The organism is Vibrio sp. A2-1, from assembly GCF_021728355.1.
Classification (GTDB): domain Bacteria; phylum Pseudomonadota; class Gammaproteobacteria; order Enterobacterales; family Vibrionaceae; genus Vibrio; species Vibrio splendidus_K.
Genome location: NZ_JAKKCO010000003.1, coordinates 63911 through 80919, shown reverse-complemented (window position 1 = coordinate 80919; position 17009 = coordinate 63911). Strand labels below are relative to the sequence as shown.

The window sequence follows — 17009 nt, the reverse complement described above, 5'->3', positions numbered from 1 at the left end:
CTAAGCGGCTTCGGCCGCTTTTTTGCGTTTATGGGAAATAGAAAGCAATACGAGTCAGTCAGAAAGGAGATTGAGAAAGAACGAAGGAGAACAAGCGAGTTATGTCACAAATAATCAATGAATTCAGTTGGCTAAGACTATGGTCTAATCCCTAAAACTATTGTTGGAATTTGAACAGTGCTAAGCTGTTACAAAGTGACATATTGAAAAGGACGTTATATGCATTTCCCATATCGAAATATCGTAATTCTTACTGGCGCCGGCATCTCTGCGGAGTCGGGGATTCAAACATTCCGAGCACAAGACGGATTATGGGAAAACCATAAAATCGAAGATGTCGCGACACCAGAGGGTTTTGCAAAAGATCCAGACTTGGTGCAAGAGTTCTACAATAAGCGTCGCCATGGCTTACAGAACGAAAGTATTCTGCCAAACTCTGCCCATAAGGCGCTAGGTGAGCTCGAAGAGAAGCTAGACAGCAAAGTAACGATCATCACTCAAAACATCGACAACCTGCACGAGAGAGGCGGTAGCAACAATATTATTCACATGCATGGTGAACTTCTTAAGGCACGTTGCAGCGAATCAAATCAAGTTCTAGAGCACAAAGACGACATCCATACTGGTGAATTGTGCCATTGTTGCCAAATACCAGCTCAAATGCGTCCTCATATTGTTTGGTTTGGCGAAATGCCATTAAGAATGGGCGACATCTATTCAGCGTTAGAAGAAGCTGATCTGTTTATCTCGATCGGCACATCAGGTGTGGTTTATCCAGCGGCTGGTTTTGTACATGACGCAAGAATGCATGGCGCACATACAATTGAAATCAACCTCGAGCCAAGTGCGGTTGAGAGCGAATTTGAAGAGAAACGTTACGGTAAAGCCAGTATTGAAGTGCCGAAATTAGTCGGTGAGCTGTTGTCTTTAGAGAAAGGCTCTTTAACGGCTTAACTAATCTTTATCCACTATATATAAGCAAATATACATTGACCTAAAGAGAATTAGAGTCGTATGTATGTTTGCTTTTTTGTCTCTATTTTTTACCTGCCTTACGGCCAAATAAGCCACTAAATAATGGAGTAATTAGGCTCGTTGATCTGTTCGCTGCGCTTTTTTCATTTCGTACATCGCTTTATCTGACTCATCGAGCGCCTGTTTAAAGTTCTCTCGACTCGTTACTTCAATACCGTAAGAGAAGCCGATGTTCTCTCCATGTAATAGATTCGTCACTTGGCTTACAAACTCGCCACCACGGCCAAGTTGTGCAGTCGCGACAAACTCATCGCCGCCAACTCGAAACACCATTTCATCTTCCAATACCGCTTGGCTTAAAGCCTGAGAGAAGCGAACAATCATTAGATCGCCAACTTGATGACCTTTACGGTCATTAACCTGCTTTAATCCATCCAAATCAAAATAGATCAACTCGAATTCCTTAAGCTGAATCGCGTCGAACTTCTTGCGATTGTATAAACCTGTCAGCTCATCTTGTTTACCCTGATCTTTCAACTTGGTTGTCAGTTCAGTAATGCCGTAGGCGATAAGTAGGAAGGCGATCTGCAATAAACCATCTTCTAGGAAAGTGTCGAGCAATTCGTTTCTGTCTGCCCATTCGTCGAGATGTTTAAGCTCTGTGGTCACGTCATAGAATAGATTAAAAATAAGCAGCAGAGCGCCGTAGCGAAGGGTTTTATGGGGACGAATGGCGTGGCGAGAAACGTAGTAGATATACATGGTAATCACGAGCGTGTTTGTTTCGAAAAACAGGTCGTAATTTGAGTCGATATGAATAAACGAGCTGAGGCCAAGCATCAAGAATGACGCGAGAAGCATCAGTGTCACAACCAATAAAATAGGGTTTGCTGGCATATTAAATCGCACTCTATATTGTTTGATGCAATCCTATATAAAGTGTAGATAAAAATAAAGCGGCTTACGCCGCTTTATTAACCTATCAGTAACAATCTAGTTGTTTACTTTAAGTTTTTGGAAGTACTCGTCATAAATAACGCTCGCTTCGCCAACTTCATCTTGCCAAACGCCGTTATCCATCACTGATTGCGGTGGGAAAACGTTCTTATCTTCAGCAAATTCTTTAGGAAGAAGAGGGTAAGCCGTTTTAACTGGCGTCGGGTAACCGATCTCTAAAGCAATCTTAGCTGCGTTTTCAGGGCGAAGAAGGAAGTCGATCATCTTATGTGCCGCTTCAGTGTTCTTAGCGCCTGCTGGAATCGCTAGGCTGTCCATCCAGAAGATAGCGCCTTTCTCTGGCCAGATGATGTCAATCGTTGCGCCTTCTTGGCGTGCCATGTAAGCAGAGCCATTCCAAAGCATACCAAGAGACACTTCACCCGCTAGGTAAGGGTTCGCAGGGAAATCTGAGTTAAATACCAATACGTTTGGCATCAGCTTACGAAGTTCTTCGTACGCTTCTTTGATTTCTTCAGGGTTCGTTGTGTTTGGAGAGTAACCCAGTTTAGACAATGCGATATGGAAAACTTCACGAGAGTCATCCATCATCATCAGTTGACCTTCCCACTGTGTATCCCACAGATCGCCCCAGTTTTTAATTGAAGACTTGTCTAGCATATCTGAGTTGATACCAATACCCGTTGCGCCCCAGATGTATGGGATCGAGTAGTTGTTGTTTGGGTCAAATGGCTTATCTAAGTAATTTGGGTCCAAATCTGCAAAGTGGCTTAGCTTAGTTTTATCAAGCTCTTGAAGCATGCCTTCTTTACGCATCTTAGAAACGAAGTAAGTAGAAGGAACCACTAAGTCGTAACCCGTACCTTGAGTTTTTAACTTAGCGTACATGCTTTCGTTAGACTCATAAGTTGAGTAATAGACTTTAATGCCAGTCTCTTCTGTGAAGTCTTCTAGTACTTCATTTGGAATATATTCAGACCAGTTGTAAAAATACAGTTCTTGGTCAGCTGCGAAAGAGGGTGTAGAAAGTAAAGTAGCAGCACACAATGCGCCGGTATACAGTGTTTTTTTCATTACTGTTCCGTTCATTTGTTTGATTTGGAGCTGGGTATTGAACCCAAAGTAAATGGATTTCTAAAAATCGCGCTAAATTATAGCAGTGATATAACAAAATAGGCAGCCTAAGCTGCCTATTCGTTGATATTCTTATTTTTAACTTGTTGATTACCTAACTAGGCTTGTTAAGTAAACCAGTTACTTATTAGCCTCTGTTGACCAGAGCAATGAGATAACGAACTCGTTTACTGACCGGCTTTAAGCTTCATGAAGTAATCTTCGTACTTCACTGTCTTATCGCCAACCGCAGCTTGCCATTCAACACGGTCAAGATCTTCTTGCGACGGGAACAGAGCAGGGCTGTCTTTGAACTTCTCATTAGACGCTTTAACTGCCGTTAGGTAACCGGTGTCACGAGAGATTTGCTCTGCGATTTCTGGGCGAAGTAGGAAGTCGATCATCTTATGAGCAGCTTCTACGTTGATTGCGCCAGAACTGATAGCAAAGTTATCAACCCAACCGATGCCGCCTTCTTTAGGGAAAACCAGTTTGATTGGCAGACCTTCATTTTGCGCTGCAGCAGCAGAACCGTTCCAAAGCATACCAAGACCCACTTCACCAGACATGTATGGCGCGCCAGGGTTATCTGAGTTAAACACAAGAACGTTTGGCATCAGCTTACGCAGTTCAGCGTAGGCTTCGTCGATTTCTTGCTCGTTAGTCGTGTTACCTGAGTAACCTAACTTACGCAGTGCGATGTGGAACACTTCACGCGTGTCGTCCATCATCATCAGCTGACCTTCAAGCTCTGGCTTCCATAGATCAGCCCAGCTTTGGAAATCTTCTGGATCGTACATGTCTGTGTTAACAGCTAGGCCAGTGATCGCCACTACGTGTGGAATAGAGTAGTCATTGTTCGGATCATATGGCTTATCTAGGTAGTTTGTATCTAGATTCGCAAAATTGTTCAGCTTGGTTTTGTCGATCTTTTGAAGCATGCCTTCGTCGCGCATTTTAGACACGAAGTAGGTTGAAGGAACCACAAGGTCGTAACCTTTATTGTGCGTTTTCAATTTTGCGTACAAAGTTTCATTCGACTCGTAAGTCGAGTAAATCACTTTGATGCCAGTCTCATCCGTGAACTGTTCTAAGATCTCACTGTTGATGTAAGGTCCCCAGTTCATGAATACCAATTCTTTGTTATCTTTTGCAAACGATGGTGCAGATAACATTGAAAGCGCACATGCACTACCAGCTAATAGAGTAGCCCATTTTTTCATTGACGTTAGCTCCAAACTAAACGTTGCCCGAAGGCACTAGATAGAAAAACAGAATGGCAATTTACCATTCTGTTTATGAATAACATTTTTGTTAAACTTGAATCTTATCAAGTCCGTCTCAGTAAAGAATAGGAGACTTACTTGATTTTCTCTCTCGCTAATAACTGAGAAATAATCACCAGTATTAACGACACCACTAACATCACTGTTGCTAGGGCGTTGACCTCTGGAGATATACCGACTTTAACCATCGAGTAAATCTTCAGTGGTAAGATTTCGTAAGTTGGGCCCGTTACGAAAGAGCTGATGATCACATCGTCCAAAGACAGGGTGAAGCTCAATAACCAACCCGCAGCAACCGCTGGCTTAGCAAGAGGCAGAATGATCTGTTTTAGAATCGTCCATTCACTTGCCCCTAAATCTTTTGCAGCTTCTAGCATCTTCACATCAAAGCCATTCAAGCGACTGTAAACCGTGACAACAACGAACGGCAGACAGAAAGTAATGTGCGCTGCAAGTAGGGTAAAGAACCCAAGTTGTACACCCATAACTAAGAATAGCGCAAGAAGCGAAATCGCCATTACGATATCTGGAGACATCATCACGATGAACAACATGCCATTGACTATGCCTTTACCTTTAAATTGGTAACGGAATAAGGCTACTGCTGTCAGGCTGCCAACAATCGTTGCGGCAGTTGCTGAGAACACCGCGACGTTGATCGAGTGCCACGCAGCCTGCATTAGGCTATCGTTGTTAATCAGCGCGTCATACCACTTGGTGGTAAAGCCACCCCATTTCATACCAAACTTATTGGCATTAAAAGAGTTGGCAATTAATACGATAATAGGTAGGTATAGAAAAGCGTATACCAGCGCCATAAAGCTGAACTTAACTGTGCGACCCATTAGTCTAGCTCCACTTTCTTATTCAATAACTTGCCTGCACGGTAGTAGGCATAAAGCATCACGGCCATAGCGGTAGTCAGTGCAATACTGGTTGCGGCGCCAAACGGCCAATCACGGGCATTAAGCACTTGGCTCTTAATGACGTTACCGATCAACAGGTTCTTAGCACCGCCCAACAAGTCTGAAATGTAGAACATTCCAAGCGCAGGGAGCAATACAAGTAAACAACCACCGATAATGCCTGGCATCGTTAGAGGTAAAACAACCTTCAATAGCGTTTGAAGTTTGTTCGCACCTAAGTCTTTAGCCGCTTCTAAATAAGTATCGTCTAGCTTTTCTATCGCTGAGTACAACGGCAAAATCATGAAAGGTAATAGGATATACACTAACCCGATCATTACTGCCGTTTCTGAATACATGATACGAAGTGGTTTATCGATAATGTCTAACGCCAACAAACCTTTGTTCAACACACCTTGAGTACCCAGAACCACTTTTAACCCGTAAGTACGAATCAAAGAGTTGGTCCAGAATGGCACAATCACTAAGAACAACATGATTGGGCGCCATTTCGTAGGCATTTTTGCCACAATATAGGCAAATGGATAACCAATAATTAAACAAAGTAGGGTTGCGACTATCGCCATATAGAAAGAGTGCATCAGCACTTTAAAATACAGCGGATCAGCCAAACGCAGGTAGTTGTCGAGAGTGAAGGTCATCTCGATCAAGTTCGCTTCGTCACGAGTTAGAAAGCTAGTGCCGATGATCATGATGTTTGGAATCATCACGAACAGCACTAACCAACCTGTGATTAAAGCAACAATCGCGTTTTGTAAATTAAACTTCTTGCTCATCTTCTAACACCACTTCCCAGCTCTCAACCCAAGTTACTGCAACTTTTTGGCCCAGTGAGTGATCAACATCAGGGTCATCTTCGTTGAAGAATTCGCTAACCATGACACGCATACCTGATTCAAGTTCTACGACTGAATCTAATGTCATGCCTTTGTAGGTTCGCTCGACAATGTGGCCGACAATACCGCTTTGGTCCGACTCTTTAATTTCTTCGATACGAAGATCTTCAGGGCGAAGTAGTACTTGCAGTTTTTGGCCCGGTGCTACGTCTTTATCATGATAGATAATTGACTCTTCACCTTCGATTGTCGCAACAATGCGCTTTTCATCTTGACGAGATTTCGCTGTCGCTTCGAATACGTTAATTTCACCAATGAAACGAGCAACAAATAAGTTCTTAGGCTCTTCGTAGATTTCTCTTGGTGTTCCGTCTTGTTCAATCACGCCATCACGCATAACAATAATACGATCAGACATGGACAATGCTTCTTCTTGGTCATGCGTTACAAAAATGAACGTGATACCAAGTTGACGTTGCAGTTGTTTAAGCTCAATTTGCATCTGTTTACGTAGTTTGTAATCTAGAGCAGACAGAGACTCATCCAACAAAAGAACTTTAGGCTTATTAACGACAGCACGAGCGATTGCGATACGTTGCTGTTGGCCACCGGATAGCTGGTGTGGCTTTCGTTGTGCCATTTGTTCTAGGCGCACCATTTTTAAAGCATCCATGACACGAGGTTCAATCTCGGTGTTTGGCACTTTTTGCATGCGTAAACCAAATGCCACATTGTCGAAAACGGTCATATGTGGGAATAGGGCATAGCTTTGGAATACAGTGTTAACATGCCTTTGTTCAGCAGGAACTTGGGTTACATTCTGTTGAGCTAATAGTATTTCACCACTATCTGCCGTTTCAAACCCTGCAATCATCCTTAGTACCGTGGTTTTACCGCAACCGGACGGGCCTAATATCGTGAGAAACTCACCATGATTTACGTTTAGATCAAGATTGCCGATGACTTCCTTACCATCGAAACTTTTACTAATGCCAGTTAACTGTACGACTGGCTTTCCTACTGATTTTTTAGCGTTCAACGTCTGTTTTTCTCCACCTTGGTTCTATTTGAGACCTGTTGCTATACACCTTTAAGGCGCGCATCATAATCACCAAAAACGTGAATTCAAAGCATTTTTTACCATTCATAGATAAAAAAATTCGCAGGTAAAAGTAAACATCCTTTACCATACTGTTATTTATTGGGTTCACACCCTAACAAGTGTCTAATTATTAACCATTAAGACGCAAAAGCAAGCCTTGTTACAGATTCATATTTTAGTTTGCAGCCGACATATGGGTATAATGAAGGCAATTTTTTATCAATAAGTTAGGTGGCTTCGTTTAGTTGGCGCACCTAGGTATCAATATGAACAACGACATCGAAAAAGATTTTAATTTGGGCGGTAGTATCGACCGTGCACTTTCCGGCGATTATGAGCTCAAAGCAACGGCTGTATTCCAAGAAGCTTGGAAACATACGATAAGTCACTTTCTTTCGTTTTCCCCTGCGATTGTTGCGCTGATGTTCGTGCAATTGGCTATCTTTTATATCGCACTAAAACTGCAGCTTGGTGACCCCGCGATTATCTTAGACGCGGTTATCGACCCAGAGGCATTTACACCACAGGTCGTTGAATCCATTTTTATTGCTAACTTCAGCTACGAAGTAATCAGCGCGCCTATCTATGCTGGCATCTGTTTAATGGCAATGAGCCACGCCGCAGGCTTACAAACCAAAGTGCGTCATATCGGAAAAGGTTTACAGTTCACGGTTCCAGTCATTCTAGTTACTTTGTTCAGCCTCATGCTTCAAGGCATCGCAGGTATGCTTTTGCCATTTTTGTCTATCTACTTCTCACTAGCATTCAGCAATTCAATTCTGCTGATTTGTGATAAGAAAGTACCGCCAATGCAATCGCTGCTGCTTTCTCTAAGAGCGGTAAATAAGAAAATCTTCGTCGTCGCATCTATCTACTTAATGGTTATGCTGATGTTCATTGTGGCAGCAATGATGTACGGCATTGGCTTGATATTCGTTCTTCCGTTTTTCTTTCATGTGAAAGGCATCATCTACCGTGAAATGTTTGGCATCAAACTGAAGGTTATTGCGTCAGATCGACCTGATAGTGATGACGACAACAGCAACGGCGACAGTAATAACGACGGCAACAACAGTAACGATGGTAACAAAAACCCTCAGGTGTTCGATGCGTAATAATGTCAAAGGCAGCGCAAGTAAATCACTTGCGCTAAAGGTAACTGCACTGGCGATCGTGGGTTCTATCTCACTGGTTGGTCCATACATTTACCAAGAAGAAGAGCGCCGACGTTCGGCAGACCAAAGTTCAAATACATCAAGTGAGTTTGGTGATTTGACCGTGGCTTCAGATCGACCAAATTTTGCTGCTATCGAAGATGTGAACGTGAAAAAAGACACATTCTTTTCATTCCTTCGCCCAAGCATCAATATTGAAAACAAACGTATCACCAAAGAGCGCGCGTTTTTAACTAAGCTATCTGAATCTGGTTTGAGCAATATTGACTCTGAAGACGCGTCTTATGCGAAAAGGCTAGGGAAGTTGTACAGCTTACCAGTACCTAGTGAAGGTTTAGATCAGGCATGGCTGACAGAGATGCTGAGCCGTGTCAACGTACTGCCAGAGGCGCTGGTACTGACACAGGCTGCTAATGAATCGGCTTGGGGGACATCGCGTTTCGCCACCAAAGCCAACAACTATTTCGGACACTGGTGTTACACCAAAGGTTGTGGACTTGTTCCGCTACAACGTAACGAAGGTAGCTCGCATGAAGTAGCAACATTCTCTTCAAGCCAAGAATCGGTGCATCGTTACTTCATGAACCTTAACCGCAACCGTGCTTACTCTGATTTAAGAGCCATTCGCGCAAAACTTGCTGCACAAGGTGACGACCTTTTAACAACCGAAACAGCGACAGAGCTCACCAACGGCTTGTTAAAATATTCTGAGCGAGGTTCAGACTATGTGACTGATTTACAAGCTATGATCCGTCACAACAAGGTATACTGGAAAAAGTAACTCATTTTGATACCAACTTGGTTGCCTTCGATAGTCGGCTGACACTAAGTAACATCACAAAAAGAGCAGCTCATTGGCTGCTCTTTCTATTTATAAACGCTCAACTTCGACAAGATTATAATAATGAAAAAGACAGTACTCGCTCTATTAGCCACTTTAAGCCTTGGCGTTTCTCTTCCTGCTTCGGCGCAAGAATACATGTTCACGTATTCTAAACTCTATACTCAGCTGAAAAACAACACCAAAGAAGGGCACGATGATGTCAAAGTTGCGGTCTTCTTTGTTGACCAACAAGCACAGAAAACCTGTCACATCAGCAAAGCTTGGATGGAGAAAGAAAAGCATTACGAAGAGTTAAAAGTGTCTCCTGCGAATGAGCTGCTTCTACCGGTAGATAAAAACCTACGCTCAGCAAACCCTCTTATCTTTGTACAAACCCAAGAACAAGAATGCGCGTATTCGCTCGTCGTAATGACTCAGGAACCTTTGGCTGGAACGGTTCAGGTTGCACAGTTAGAAAGCCTATTACCACAGATGCAAGCGATGCTAGAAGACGTCAGCGGCATGTTCTCTAGTTGGTTCACTCCTGATATTCAAGGTTTGACGCTAGAATTTGATAGTAAACTTGAAGGCAATATTGCCCTGTCTAATGGTAAGCAAATCCCAATCAAAGAAGGGCGTGCGAAATTCACGCTGGACGAACTGAACGGAAGTGACAGCATCACGTTACCAGAAGCCACAGTTCGTGTTTTGCCTTACATCCCTGCGCAATAATAACTACCGGCCAGAAGCTGTTTGCTCAGCTTAAGATCTTGACGAAACAGCCTGTTCTTCTTTGAACAGGCTGTTTTCGTTTAAAGTCTTAAACCTAAACCTTTAAATCTTACCAAATCACATATCTCAACGGCCTTTCATCTTTGATTCTAACCTCTTATTAAGACATATTTTTCTCACCGCTAGAGGACAGATCGTATGATAAGGCGGAATCTTTCTCCTGCTTGGCTTGTTTATCCTGCCATTACTGTTCCAACCTGAAATAAAAATCCGTATAATCCACGCCCTAAAACAGTCCCACTAGCAATCTACAGTCGGTAATACGACGGTGTGAGAGTCGCAATGAACCAAAACGAAAATAAAAAAGATACACTTGAATTCAACAAGCTTCAGAAACTTCTAAGAAGAAATGTTGGGAATGCCATCGTCGACTACAACATGATCGAAGAGAATGACGTAGTAATGGCGTGTATTAGTGGCGGTAAAGATTCATTTGCGATGCTAGACATTTTGCTACGTTTACGTGAAGCAGCACCCATCAAATTTGATGTTGTTGCCGTAAACCTAGACCAAAAACAACCGGGGTTCCCTGAGCATATTCTTCCTGAGTACTTTGAAACTCTGAACATTCCTTACTACATCGTAGATAAAGATACGTACTCAGTGGTAAAAGAAAAAGTGCCAGAAGGTAAGACAACTTGTGGCCTTTGTTCACGTCTGCGTCGCGGTACTTTGTACTCGTTTGCAGAGAAGATTGGCGCAACGAAGATTGCTCTAGGTCACCACCTAGACGACATTGTTGAGACTATGTTCCTGAACATGTTCCACGGTGCTCGCCTCAAGGCTATGCCACCTAAGCTTCGCTCTGACGATGGTCGTAACGTTGTAATCCGTCCTCTGACTTACTGTCGCGAAACGGACCTAATCAAATACGCAGAGCATAAAGAGTTTCCGATCATTCCGTGTAACCTGTGTGGTTCTCAAGAAAATCTGCAACGTCAAAACATCAAAGCGATGCTAATTGATTGGGATAAACAGACTCCAGGCCGTGTTGAGAAGGTCTTCAAGTCAATTCAGAACGTGAGCCCAAGCCAATTGGCTGACCGTGAGTTGTTTGATTTCATTAACCTTCCACTGGATCGTAGCGAAGATCGCAAAGCATACGAATTCGAAGAAGCTGAAATCTCGTCTTCAAACATTGATGAGTCAATGTTCATCGATGTAACTAACCTATAACGCGATATAAACGATTCTGTTGTTGGAATCGCGTAAGCTTTAGATAAACAAAAACGCCTCACGCATTGCTTGAGGCGTTTTTTAATTAAAAAAAACCAACTATTTAGACAGATTCGGATCGAGTGGGCTAACGTAACCTGACGGTTTAAGAGCCAGTACATCGCAGTTAATCTTATCGATGACATGTTCCGCAGTATTGCCGATAAACACGGCAGACAAGCCAGTACGACCAGTTGTACCAAGGATAACCATAGCCGCATTGTGTTCAGACGCTACACGAGGAATAACATCTTCAGGCAAGCCTTGCTCAACCACGGTTTGCTCTTCACACATACCGTGTTTCTGGCGTAGTGCTTTCATCGCGGTTAAGTGATGGCCACGAACCGCATCAGTATAAGAGGTTGGGTCAAACTCTGGCAATTCGATTGTGATATTCGCAGGTGTCACCGGGTAGGCGTTCACCAAGAACGGTTCAGCATCCAAACGACTAGTGATCTCAAGTAATCTGTCGACCATCGTATCATTGAGCTCTAAGTGAGCTTCTGTTTCAGAGCCTACATGAACGGAAGCGTAGATCTTCGCGTGTTCTGGCCAGAAATCATTTTTAACCAACAGCACTGGGCTAGGGCACTTTCTCAATAGGTGCCAGTCGGTTGGAGTAAATATGACCGATTCTAAGGTATCGTGCTTACGCGTGCCTTTGATCAAAATGTCATGCTCACCACTGTAAACTTCAGCAATGATCGCTTCATACGGGCGATTATGCCAAACCACTTGTACGTTAAATTCAATAGAATCATCAAGGTAAGGAGCAGCAACCTTATTCATCCAAATTTCACGCTGATGAATTACGCCTTTGCGCATTGCATCTCTCTCATCAACAGAGAGCATAGATGTCATTTCATACGAGAAATCGTAGATCGACAAAAAGAAAGTGATGTGGCTTGTTGAGGTGCTTTTCTTGGCAAGTTGGATAGCACGAACTAGAGCAGGTTGCTCATCGTGATTAATGTCTGCGACAACTAAAATTTTGTTATAGATACTCATAACTAAGCCTACTTTTCAGACCGAACATATAAATAATGTAGCGTAGTTATGGAGAGAATAAGAGAAATATAAGAGGTTTTAAGAGAGAAACATGATGTAGCTCATTATTGAACTACATCATTGATATCTAGACTATTCTTTTGAAACTCCAGCAAGTTCCATCAACGCATCGTGATCTTCGATAGTGATGTATTTGCCTTTAACGCTCAAGATGTCCGCTTTTTGGAAACGACCTAACAGACGGCTGATTGTTTCAACAGTCAAACCAAGGTAGTTACCAATATCGCCACGAGTCATCGTTAAGCGGAACTCACGAGGGCTGAAGCCACGCTGAGAGAAGCGAGTTGAAAGGTTGTAAAGGAATGCCGCAAGGCGCTCTTCCGCGTTCTTTTTAGAAAGAAGCAGAATCATTTCCTGGTCACCTTTAATCTCATTACTCATCAAACGCATAATCTGCTGACGCAATTTAGGCATTTTCCCTGATAAATCATCGAGAATCTCATATGGAATTTCACATACCATAGAAGTTTCCAAAGCTTGAGCGAAACTAGGGTGTTCGTCACCCGTGATCGCGTCAAAGCCAACAAGATCGCCCGCTAAGTGGAATGCAGTAATCTGCTCATCACCTTGCTCGGTAATCGTATAGCTTTTAATCGTTCCAGAGCGAATAGCATAAAGAGACTTAAGTTCGTCTCCCGCTTTAAATAGCTCTTGGCCTTTTTGAATAGGTTTCTTTCTTTCAATGATCTGATCAAGTTGATCTAGCTCAGATTCATTCAAAGTAAATGGGATACAGAGTTGGCTAATACTACAATCTTGGCAGTGGATCGCACAGCCACCAGACTGAACTCGTTTCGTCACAGGCTTTTCAGAAATCATAACAATCTTTCACTATTTGATATACGTCAATATTTTAGCATTCCTTAATCCTAAAGGGTAGTAAAAAAACCGGATTAAAGACACCACTATACGGTATAAATAATGAGCTGTAGCGCCATATAACCGGTATAGAAGCCGTAAATAAGGATTAAAATTGCGCCAAACTGGCGAAATAAGTCAGCTTGTTGCAGTTTTTTGAGGAAATTGGCACCCATTCCAACCGTGAGCATCGCTGGAAGAGTACCTAAACCGAAAGCAAGCATGATACCCGCTCCGTTATACCAACTTCCAGACACTGCCGCCCACGTTAGCATTGAGTAAACAAGACCACATGGAAGCCAACCCCAGATAAAACCAAAAGGTAAAGCATGGCTAGGGTGCTTTAATGGTAGAAATGATTTGCCTAAAGGAGAGATATAACGCCATAGCTTCTGTCCAACTTTTTCAAAGAACAACAAGCCAAACCACCATTTACCAATATACAAACCTAAGACGATCATAAAACCAGCAGCAAACAAACGAAGCCAGCCCAACAGAGCATTAAAATCGCTCAGCTGACCTATCGAAGAGATTGCACCACCAATCACACCGCCAATCACAGCATAGCTTAGCAACCGCCCTAAGTTATAAAGCAGGGGAATGACAGGGGAAGGTTTGCTGTTGCCAATCGAAAGAAGCGACGCAATACCTCCACACATTCCCATGCAGTGGCCCGCGCCAATCAACCCAACAACAAAAGCGCCGATCCAATCAGGCGTCATCGTTCTTTTTGTCTAAGTTAGTTTGGCTTTCTACGTTAGCTTTCTCATTCTTGACAGGTTTACTATCAGAATGATGATGAACATTAGTATCTTCATCAAACAGAATGTTATGGCCTTGGCGTTCAAGGTCTTCAAACTGCTCGCTCTTCACTGCCCATAGAAAGATTCCAACCGCGATACATACAAGTACGATCGCAATTGGAATGAGTATGTATAAACTTTCCATTATTTACCTTGCTCTTTTAAAAGCCTTAACGAGTTAGATACTACAATAATAGAGCTAGCAGACATGCCAACAACGGCAATGTATGGAGCAACCAAACCTGCAACAGCCAATGGAAGAATAAGTAAGTTATATCCTAGTGACCAAGCTAGGTTTTCACGGATTATCCTACGCGTTTTTAGCGCCAAAGTACGGGACTTAAGTAATCTATCGAGCTTATCACCCAATAGCACCATATCCGCAGAGGCTTTCGCCACATCAGTACCGCCGCCCATAGCAACAGACAGGTGAGCACCAGCAAGAATAGGGGCGTCATTGATACCATCGCCAACCATCATGGTGATGTCACTTGCGTCTCTAGAGTTTAAATAAGCCAGTTTATCTTCCGGCTTCGCGTTAGCAACAATGTCAGTAATACCAATCTCTGCCGCAACAGGCTTCGCGTTAATCAAAGAGTCGCCAGTCAGCAGCGTGGTTTTGATTCCTGCTTCTTTGAATTGCTTAATGAGCTCAATACTTTCTTTACGAATCGGGTCTTCATAAGTGAATGTTGCGATATGACGGCCGGCCATCGACAAGTAAATACCATTGCTTTCAGATGGCTGAGCTTCACCTAGAATGAACTCGCTGCTACCAATCGCCACTTCTTGCCCATTCAACTCGCCAGTAATGCCCGAGCCAATCACGTTGTTTACCGACTCCACTTCGATATCATCAGAAATATAAGTTTTGAACGCTTTAGCGATAGGGTGGTTAGCGTGTTGCTCTAGGCTTGCTGCAACTTGCAAACAAGTGTCTTTATCAAGGTCAGCAAACGTCTCAACTTTACTGATACGAATATCACCTTCAGTCAGAGTGCCCGTTTTATCGATGATTAAGTGGTTTACCTTGCACAAGGTTTCAAATACGTGACCTTTGCGCAGCAAAATACCAAAGTTACCCATACGAGATGTTGAACACGTAATCGCCGTCGGCGTTGCAAGAGACAGAGCGCAAGGGCAGGTCGCTACTAATACTGAAAGCATGATCCAGAAAGCGTCTTCTGGTCGTGTTTGATGCCAGTAGAACCAAGTCCCGAATGAAATGATTAAGATAACCGCGACAAAGTATCGAGCCACCACATCGGCGATTTCAGCAATTCGGGGTTTAGACAATTGAGCTTCATCTTGAAGACGAACGATATTAGAAATAACCGAATCCGCTTTAGAGGTCATCACTTCCAATTCAAACGATTCATCACCATTCAATGTGCCAGCAAAGACCGTATCACCTTCATTCTTAACCACATGGATAGATTCGCCAGTCAGCATGGATTCATCGATATGAATTCTGCCAGACAATACTTTGCCATCTGCGGGAATATGTTCACCCGGTAGAACGCGAATCTGGTCGCCAACTTTTAAGGTTTTTACCGGTACTTGCTCACCGTCTAGCGTTGTCGCCATCGCAGGAACGAGCTTAAGCAGGTTACCGCTAGCGGCTGCCGCTTTACGACGCGCGCGCATCTCAAGGAATCGACCAAGCAACAAGAAGAAGGTGAACATCGAGATAGATTCAAAGAACACTTCACCTTGCTCTGTCACTGTTGCCACTAAACTCGCAACGTAAGCAAATAGCAGAGCGATCGAAACGGGTACATCCATACCCAATGTTCGGCCTTTAATACTGCGCCACGCATTAATATAGAAAGGTAACGCAGAGTATAGGAGAACAGGTGTTGCGAAGATCAAACTTACCCAACGGAAGTAACTTTTGAATTCAGGTTCAAGGCTGCCAAATACTTCGAGGTAGAGCGCTACAGCTAACATCATGACTTGCATGGTCGCTAAACCAGCAATACCAAGACGATAGAGATAATTCTTCATCGATCGATGATAGGCGGCTTCTTGTTGATCAGCCTCGAATGGTGCTGCTTTGTAGCCTAGGGTATGGATTGAAGACAACAGCTCGCTCAGTTTAGCCTGAGTGTTGTCCCAGCTGAGCAGGGCGCGGTTAGTCGTGGTATTAACACGAATGCTAACAACCCCTAACTTTGAAGAGACTTGCTTTTCAATAAGCCATGCACAAGCAGCACAAGAGACACCTTCGAGTGACAATGTCACTTCAGATGTATTTTCAGAGTTACGGACGAACTCCAATTGAACATCTTCGTTGTCGTAATGACTAAGTGCCAGAAGTTGCTCTGGAACTAGATCCGCTTTTTCAGCCGGAGCGGTACGATATTGGTAATAAGAGACCAAACCGCTATCAACGATTGTCTGGGCTACAGTTTCGCAACCTGGACAACACATCGGTCGAACCGATCCTAAGATTTCTACTTTAAAATCCGTTTCCGCTGGTACATCTTCACCGCAGTGATAACAGGATTCACACATAAGCTTTAGTTCGTTAGTTGAGTAGGAGTATCAATTGGGAAGTTCATGCGACCTTGCACTAACCATTCAGAATCATGCGGAGAAAGCTCGATAAACCATGGACCTTGCATTTCATGGTCCAGAGTCAACGTGTAGTTGCCGCTCGCATCAGCGGTCAGTAGCTGAGTAAAATCACGGTCAGGGAGCGTTCGGTGCACGAACATTGCGCTAATAGCAGGGAAGTGGTCTAGCTTGCCTTTGTCTAGGGTAATGATAACTGCGTTACCTTTCTCGCTAACTGAAGCTGATAGGCCAAGCTCTTTAGCAACGTTTACTTTTGAAATGTCGACATTAATACCTTTACCTTTTTTATAGTAATCTTCAGTGACAACGTTAACTGAATGGTTGGTAAGTATCGCGACTCGAACCAATGTTAGCATAGAAACGCCAACGGTTAGGAAGATCAAAAACCACGGCCAAAACTGCTTATACCAAGGTTGTACCATATTATTATTCTCAATATATCCAATGAAATAAAACTAATTTTTACAAACACTTAAGGTTATAACTGTAAAAGAAAGACA

The 17009-nt window shown here is 43.2% G+C and carries 17 protein-coding genes; 5 read left to right on the top strand and 12 right to left on the bottom strand.

The genetic code is table 11. The features are described from left to right. The first annotated feature begins 219 nt into the window (after window positions 1-219). Window positions 220-954 (top strand): Sir2 family NAD+-dependent deacetylase, encoded by a 735-nt coding sequence (gene cobB / locus L3V33_RS11615; RefSeq protein WP_237290417.1) that lies wholly within the window; start codon window positions 220-222, stop codon window positions 952-954. Window positions 955-1086: 132 nt separating this feature from the next. Here the strand turns inward: cobB and L3V33_RS11610 are convergent, their stop codons facing one another. The 6 genes from L3V33_RS11610 to potA all read right to left on the bottom strand — a co-directional run bounded on the left by L3V33_RS11610 (window position 1087) and on the right by potA (window position 7132). Continuing rightward, complete coding sequence (locus L3V33_RS11610) at window positions 1087-1884, bottom strand: GGDEF domain-containing protein (protein WP_171312462.1); 798 nt, start codon at window positions 1882-1884, stop codon at window positions 1087-1089. Between the two features lie 84 nt (window positions 1885-1968). Continuing rightward, window positions 1969-3006 carry an extracellular solute-binding protein gene (locus tag L3V33_RS11605; RefSeq protein ID WP_029223699.1) on the bottom strand — a complete coding sequence of 346 codons (1038 nt, stop codon included), beginning with the start codon at window positions 3004-3006 and terminating at the stop codon, window positions 1969-1971. Between the two features lie 227 nt (window positions 3007-3233). Continuing rightward, window positions 3234-4268: an extracellular solute-binding protein gene (locus L3V33_RS11600; protein ID WP_237290416.1), complete on the bottom strand. Its 1035-nt coding sequence runs from the start codon at window positions 4266-4268 to the stop codon at window positions 3234-3236. Window positions 4269-4405: 137 nt separating this feature from the next. Beyond that, window positions 4406-5176 carry a spermidine/putrescine ABC transporter permease PotC gene (gene potC, locus L3V33_RS11595; protein ID WP_004733706.1) on the bottom strand — a complete coding sequence of 257 codons (771 nt, stop codon included), beginning with the start codon at window positions 5174-5176 and terminating at the stop codon, window positions 4406-4408. After that, window positions 5176-6033, bottom strand: coding sequence for a spermidine/putrescine ABC transporter permease PotB (gene potB / locus L3V33_RS11590; protein WP_004733704.1), 858 nt, complete (start codon window positions 6031-6033; stop codon window positions 5176-5178). Before potB ends, potC begins: the two co-directional genes overlap by 1 nt. After that, window positions 6017-7132 (bottom strand): spermidine/putrescine ABC transporter ATP-binding protein PotA, encoded by a 1116-nt coding sequence (potA, locus tag L3V33_RS11585; RefSeq protein WP_017077234.1) that lies wholly within the window; start codon window positions 7130-7132, stop codon window positions 6017-6019. The genes potB and potA overlap by 17 nt, the downstream gene beginning before the upstream one ends. Window positions 7133-7461: 329 nt before the next feature. Here potA and L3V33_RS11580 point away from each other — a divergent pair, with 329 nt between their 5' ends. From L3V33_RS11580 to ttcA, 4 genes are all read left to right on the top strand, one after another. After that, the gene (locus L3V33_RS11580; protein ID WP_237290415.1) at window positions 7462-8310 is read left to right on the top strand and encodes a hypothetical protein; all 849 of its coding nucleotides are present in this window, start codon (window positions 7462-7464) and stop codon (window positions 8308-8310) included. Further along, on the top strand, window positions 8303-9151 hold the full coding sequence (locus tag L3V33_RS11575) for a glucosaminidase domain-containing protein (protein ID WP_237290414.1): 849 nt from the start codon (window positions 8303-8305) through the stop codon (window positions 9149-9151). Before L3V33_RS11580 ends, L3V33_RS11575 begins: the two co-directional genes overlap by 8 nt. A 123-nt stretch (window positions 9152-9274) precedes the next feature. Next, entirely contained in the window at window positions 9275-9925 is a 651-nt protein-coding gene (locus tag L3V33_RS11570) for a DUF2987 domain-containing protein (RefSeq protein ID WP_237290413.1), read from the top strand. A gap of 342 nt (window positions 9926-10267) precedes the next feature. After that, window positions 10268-11161, top strand: a complete 894-nt coding sequence (gene ttcA / locus L3V33_RS11565) for a tRNA 2-thiocytidine(32) synthetase TtcA (protein ID WP_054547728.1) — start codon at window positions 10268-10270, stop codon at window positions 11159-11161. A 99-nt stretch (window positions 11162-11260) separates the two neighbouring features. Here ttcA and uspE read toward each other — a convergent pair whose 3' ends face one another. From uspE to L3V33_RS11535, 6 genes are all read right to left on the bottom strand, one after another. Then, window positions 11261-12208 carry a universal stress protein UspE gene (gene uspE / locus L3V33_RS11560; RefSeq protein ID WP_237290412.1) on the bottom strand — a complete coding sequence of 316 codons (948 nt, stop codon included), beginning with the start codon at window positions 12206-12208 and terminating at the stop codon, window positions 11261-11263. A gap of 132 nt (window positions 12209-12340) precedes the next feature. Next, window positions 12341-13087, bottom strand: a complete 747-nt coding sequence (locus L3V33_RS11555) for an FNR family transcription factor (RefSeq protein ID WP_004733691.1) — start codon at window positions 13085-13087, stop codon at window positions 12341-12343. Between the two features lie 86 nt (window positions 13088-13173). Further along, window positions 13174-13848, bottom strand: a complete 675-nt coding sequence (locus tag L3V33_RS11550; protein ID WP_004733688.1) for a sulfite exporter TauE/SafE family protein — start codon at window positions 13846-13848, stop codon at window positions 13174-13176. Continuing rightward, complete coding sequence (gene ccoS / locus L3V33_RS11545; protein ID WP_004733686.1) at window positions 13838-14074, bottom strand: cbb3-type cytochrome oxidase assembly protein CcoS; 237 nt, start codon at window positions 14072-14074, stop codon at window positions 13838-13840. Before ccoS ends, L3V33_RS11550 begins: the two co-directional genes overlap by 11 nt. Then, complete coding sequence (locus tag L3V33_RS11540) at window positions 14074-16446, bottom strand: heavy metal translocating P-type ATPase metal-binding domain-containing protein (protein WP_237290411.1); 2373 nt, start codon at window positions 16444-16446, stop codon at window positions 14074-14076. Before L3V33_RS11540 ends, ccoS begins: the two co-directional genes overlap by 1 nt. A gap of 5 nt (window positions 16447-16451) precedes the next feature. After that, the gene (locus L3V33_RS11535) at window positions 16452-16931 is read right to left on the bottom strand and encodes a FixH family protein (RefSeq protein ID WP_237290410.1); all 480 of its coding nucleotides are present in this window, start codon (window positions 16929-16931) and stop codon (window positions 16452-16454) included. Window positions 16932-17009 lie beyond the last annotated feature (78 nt).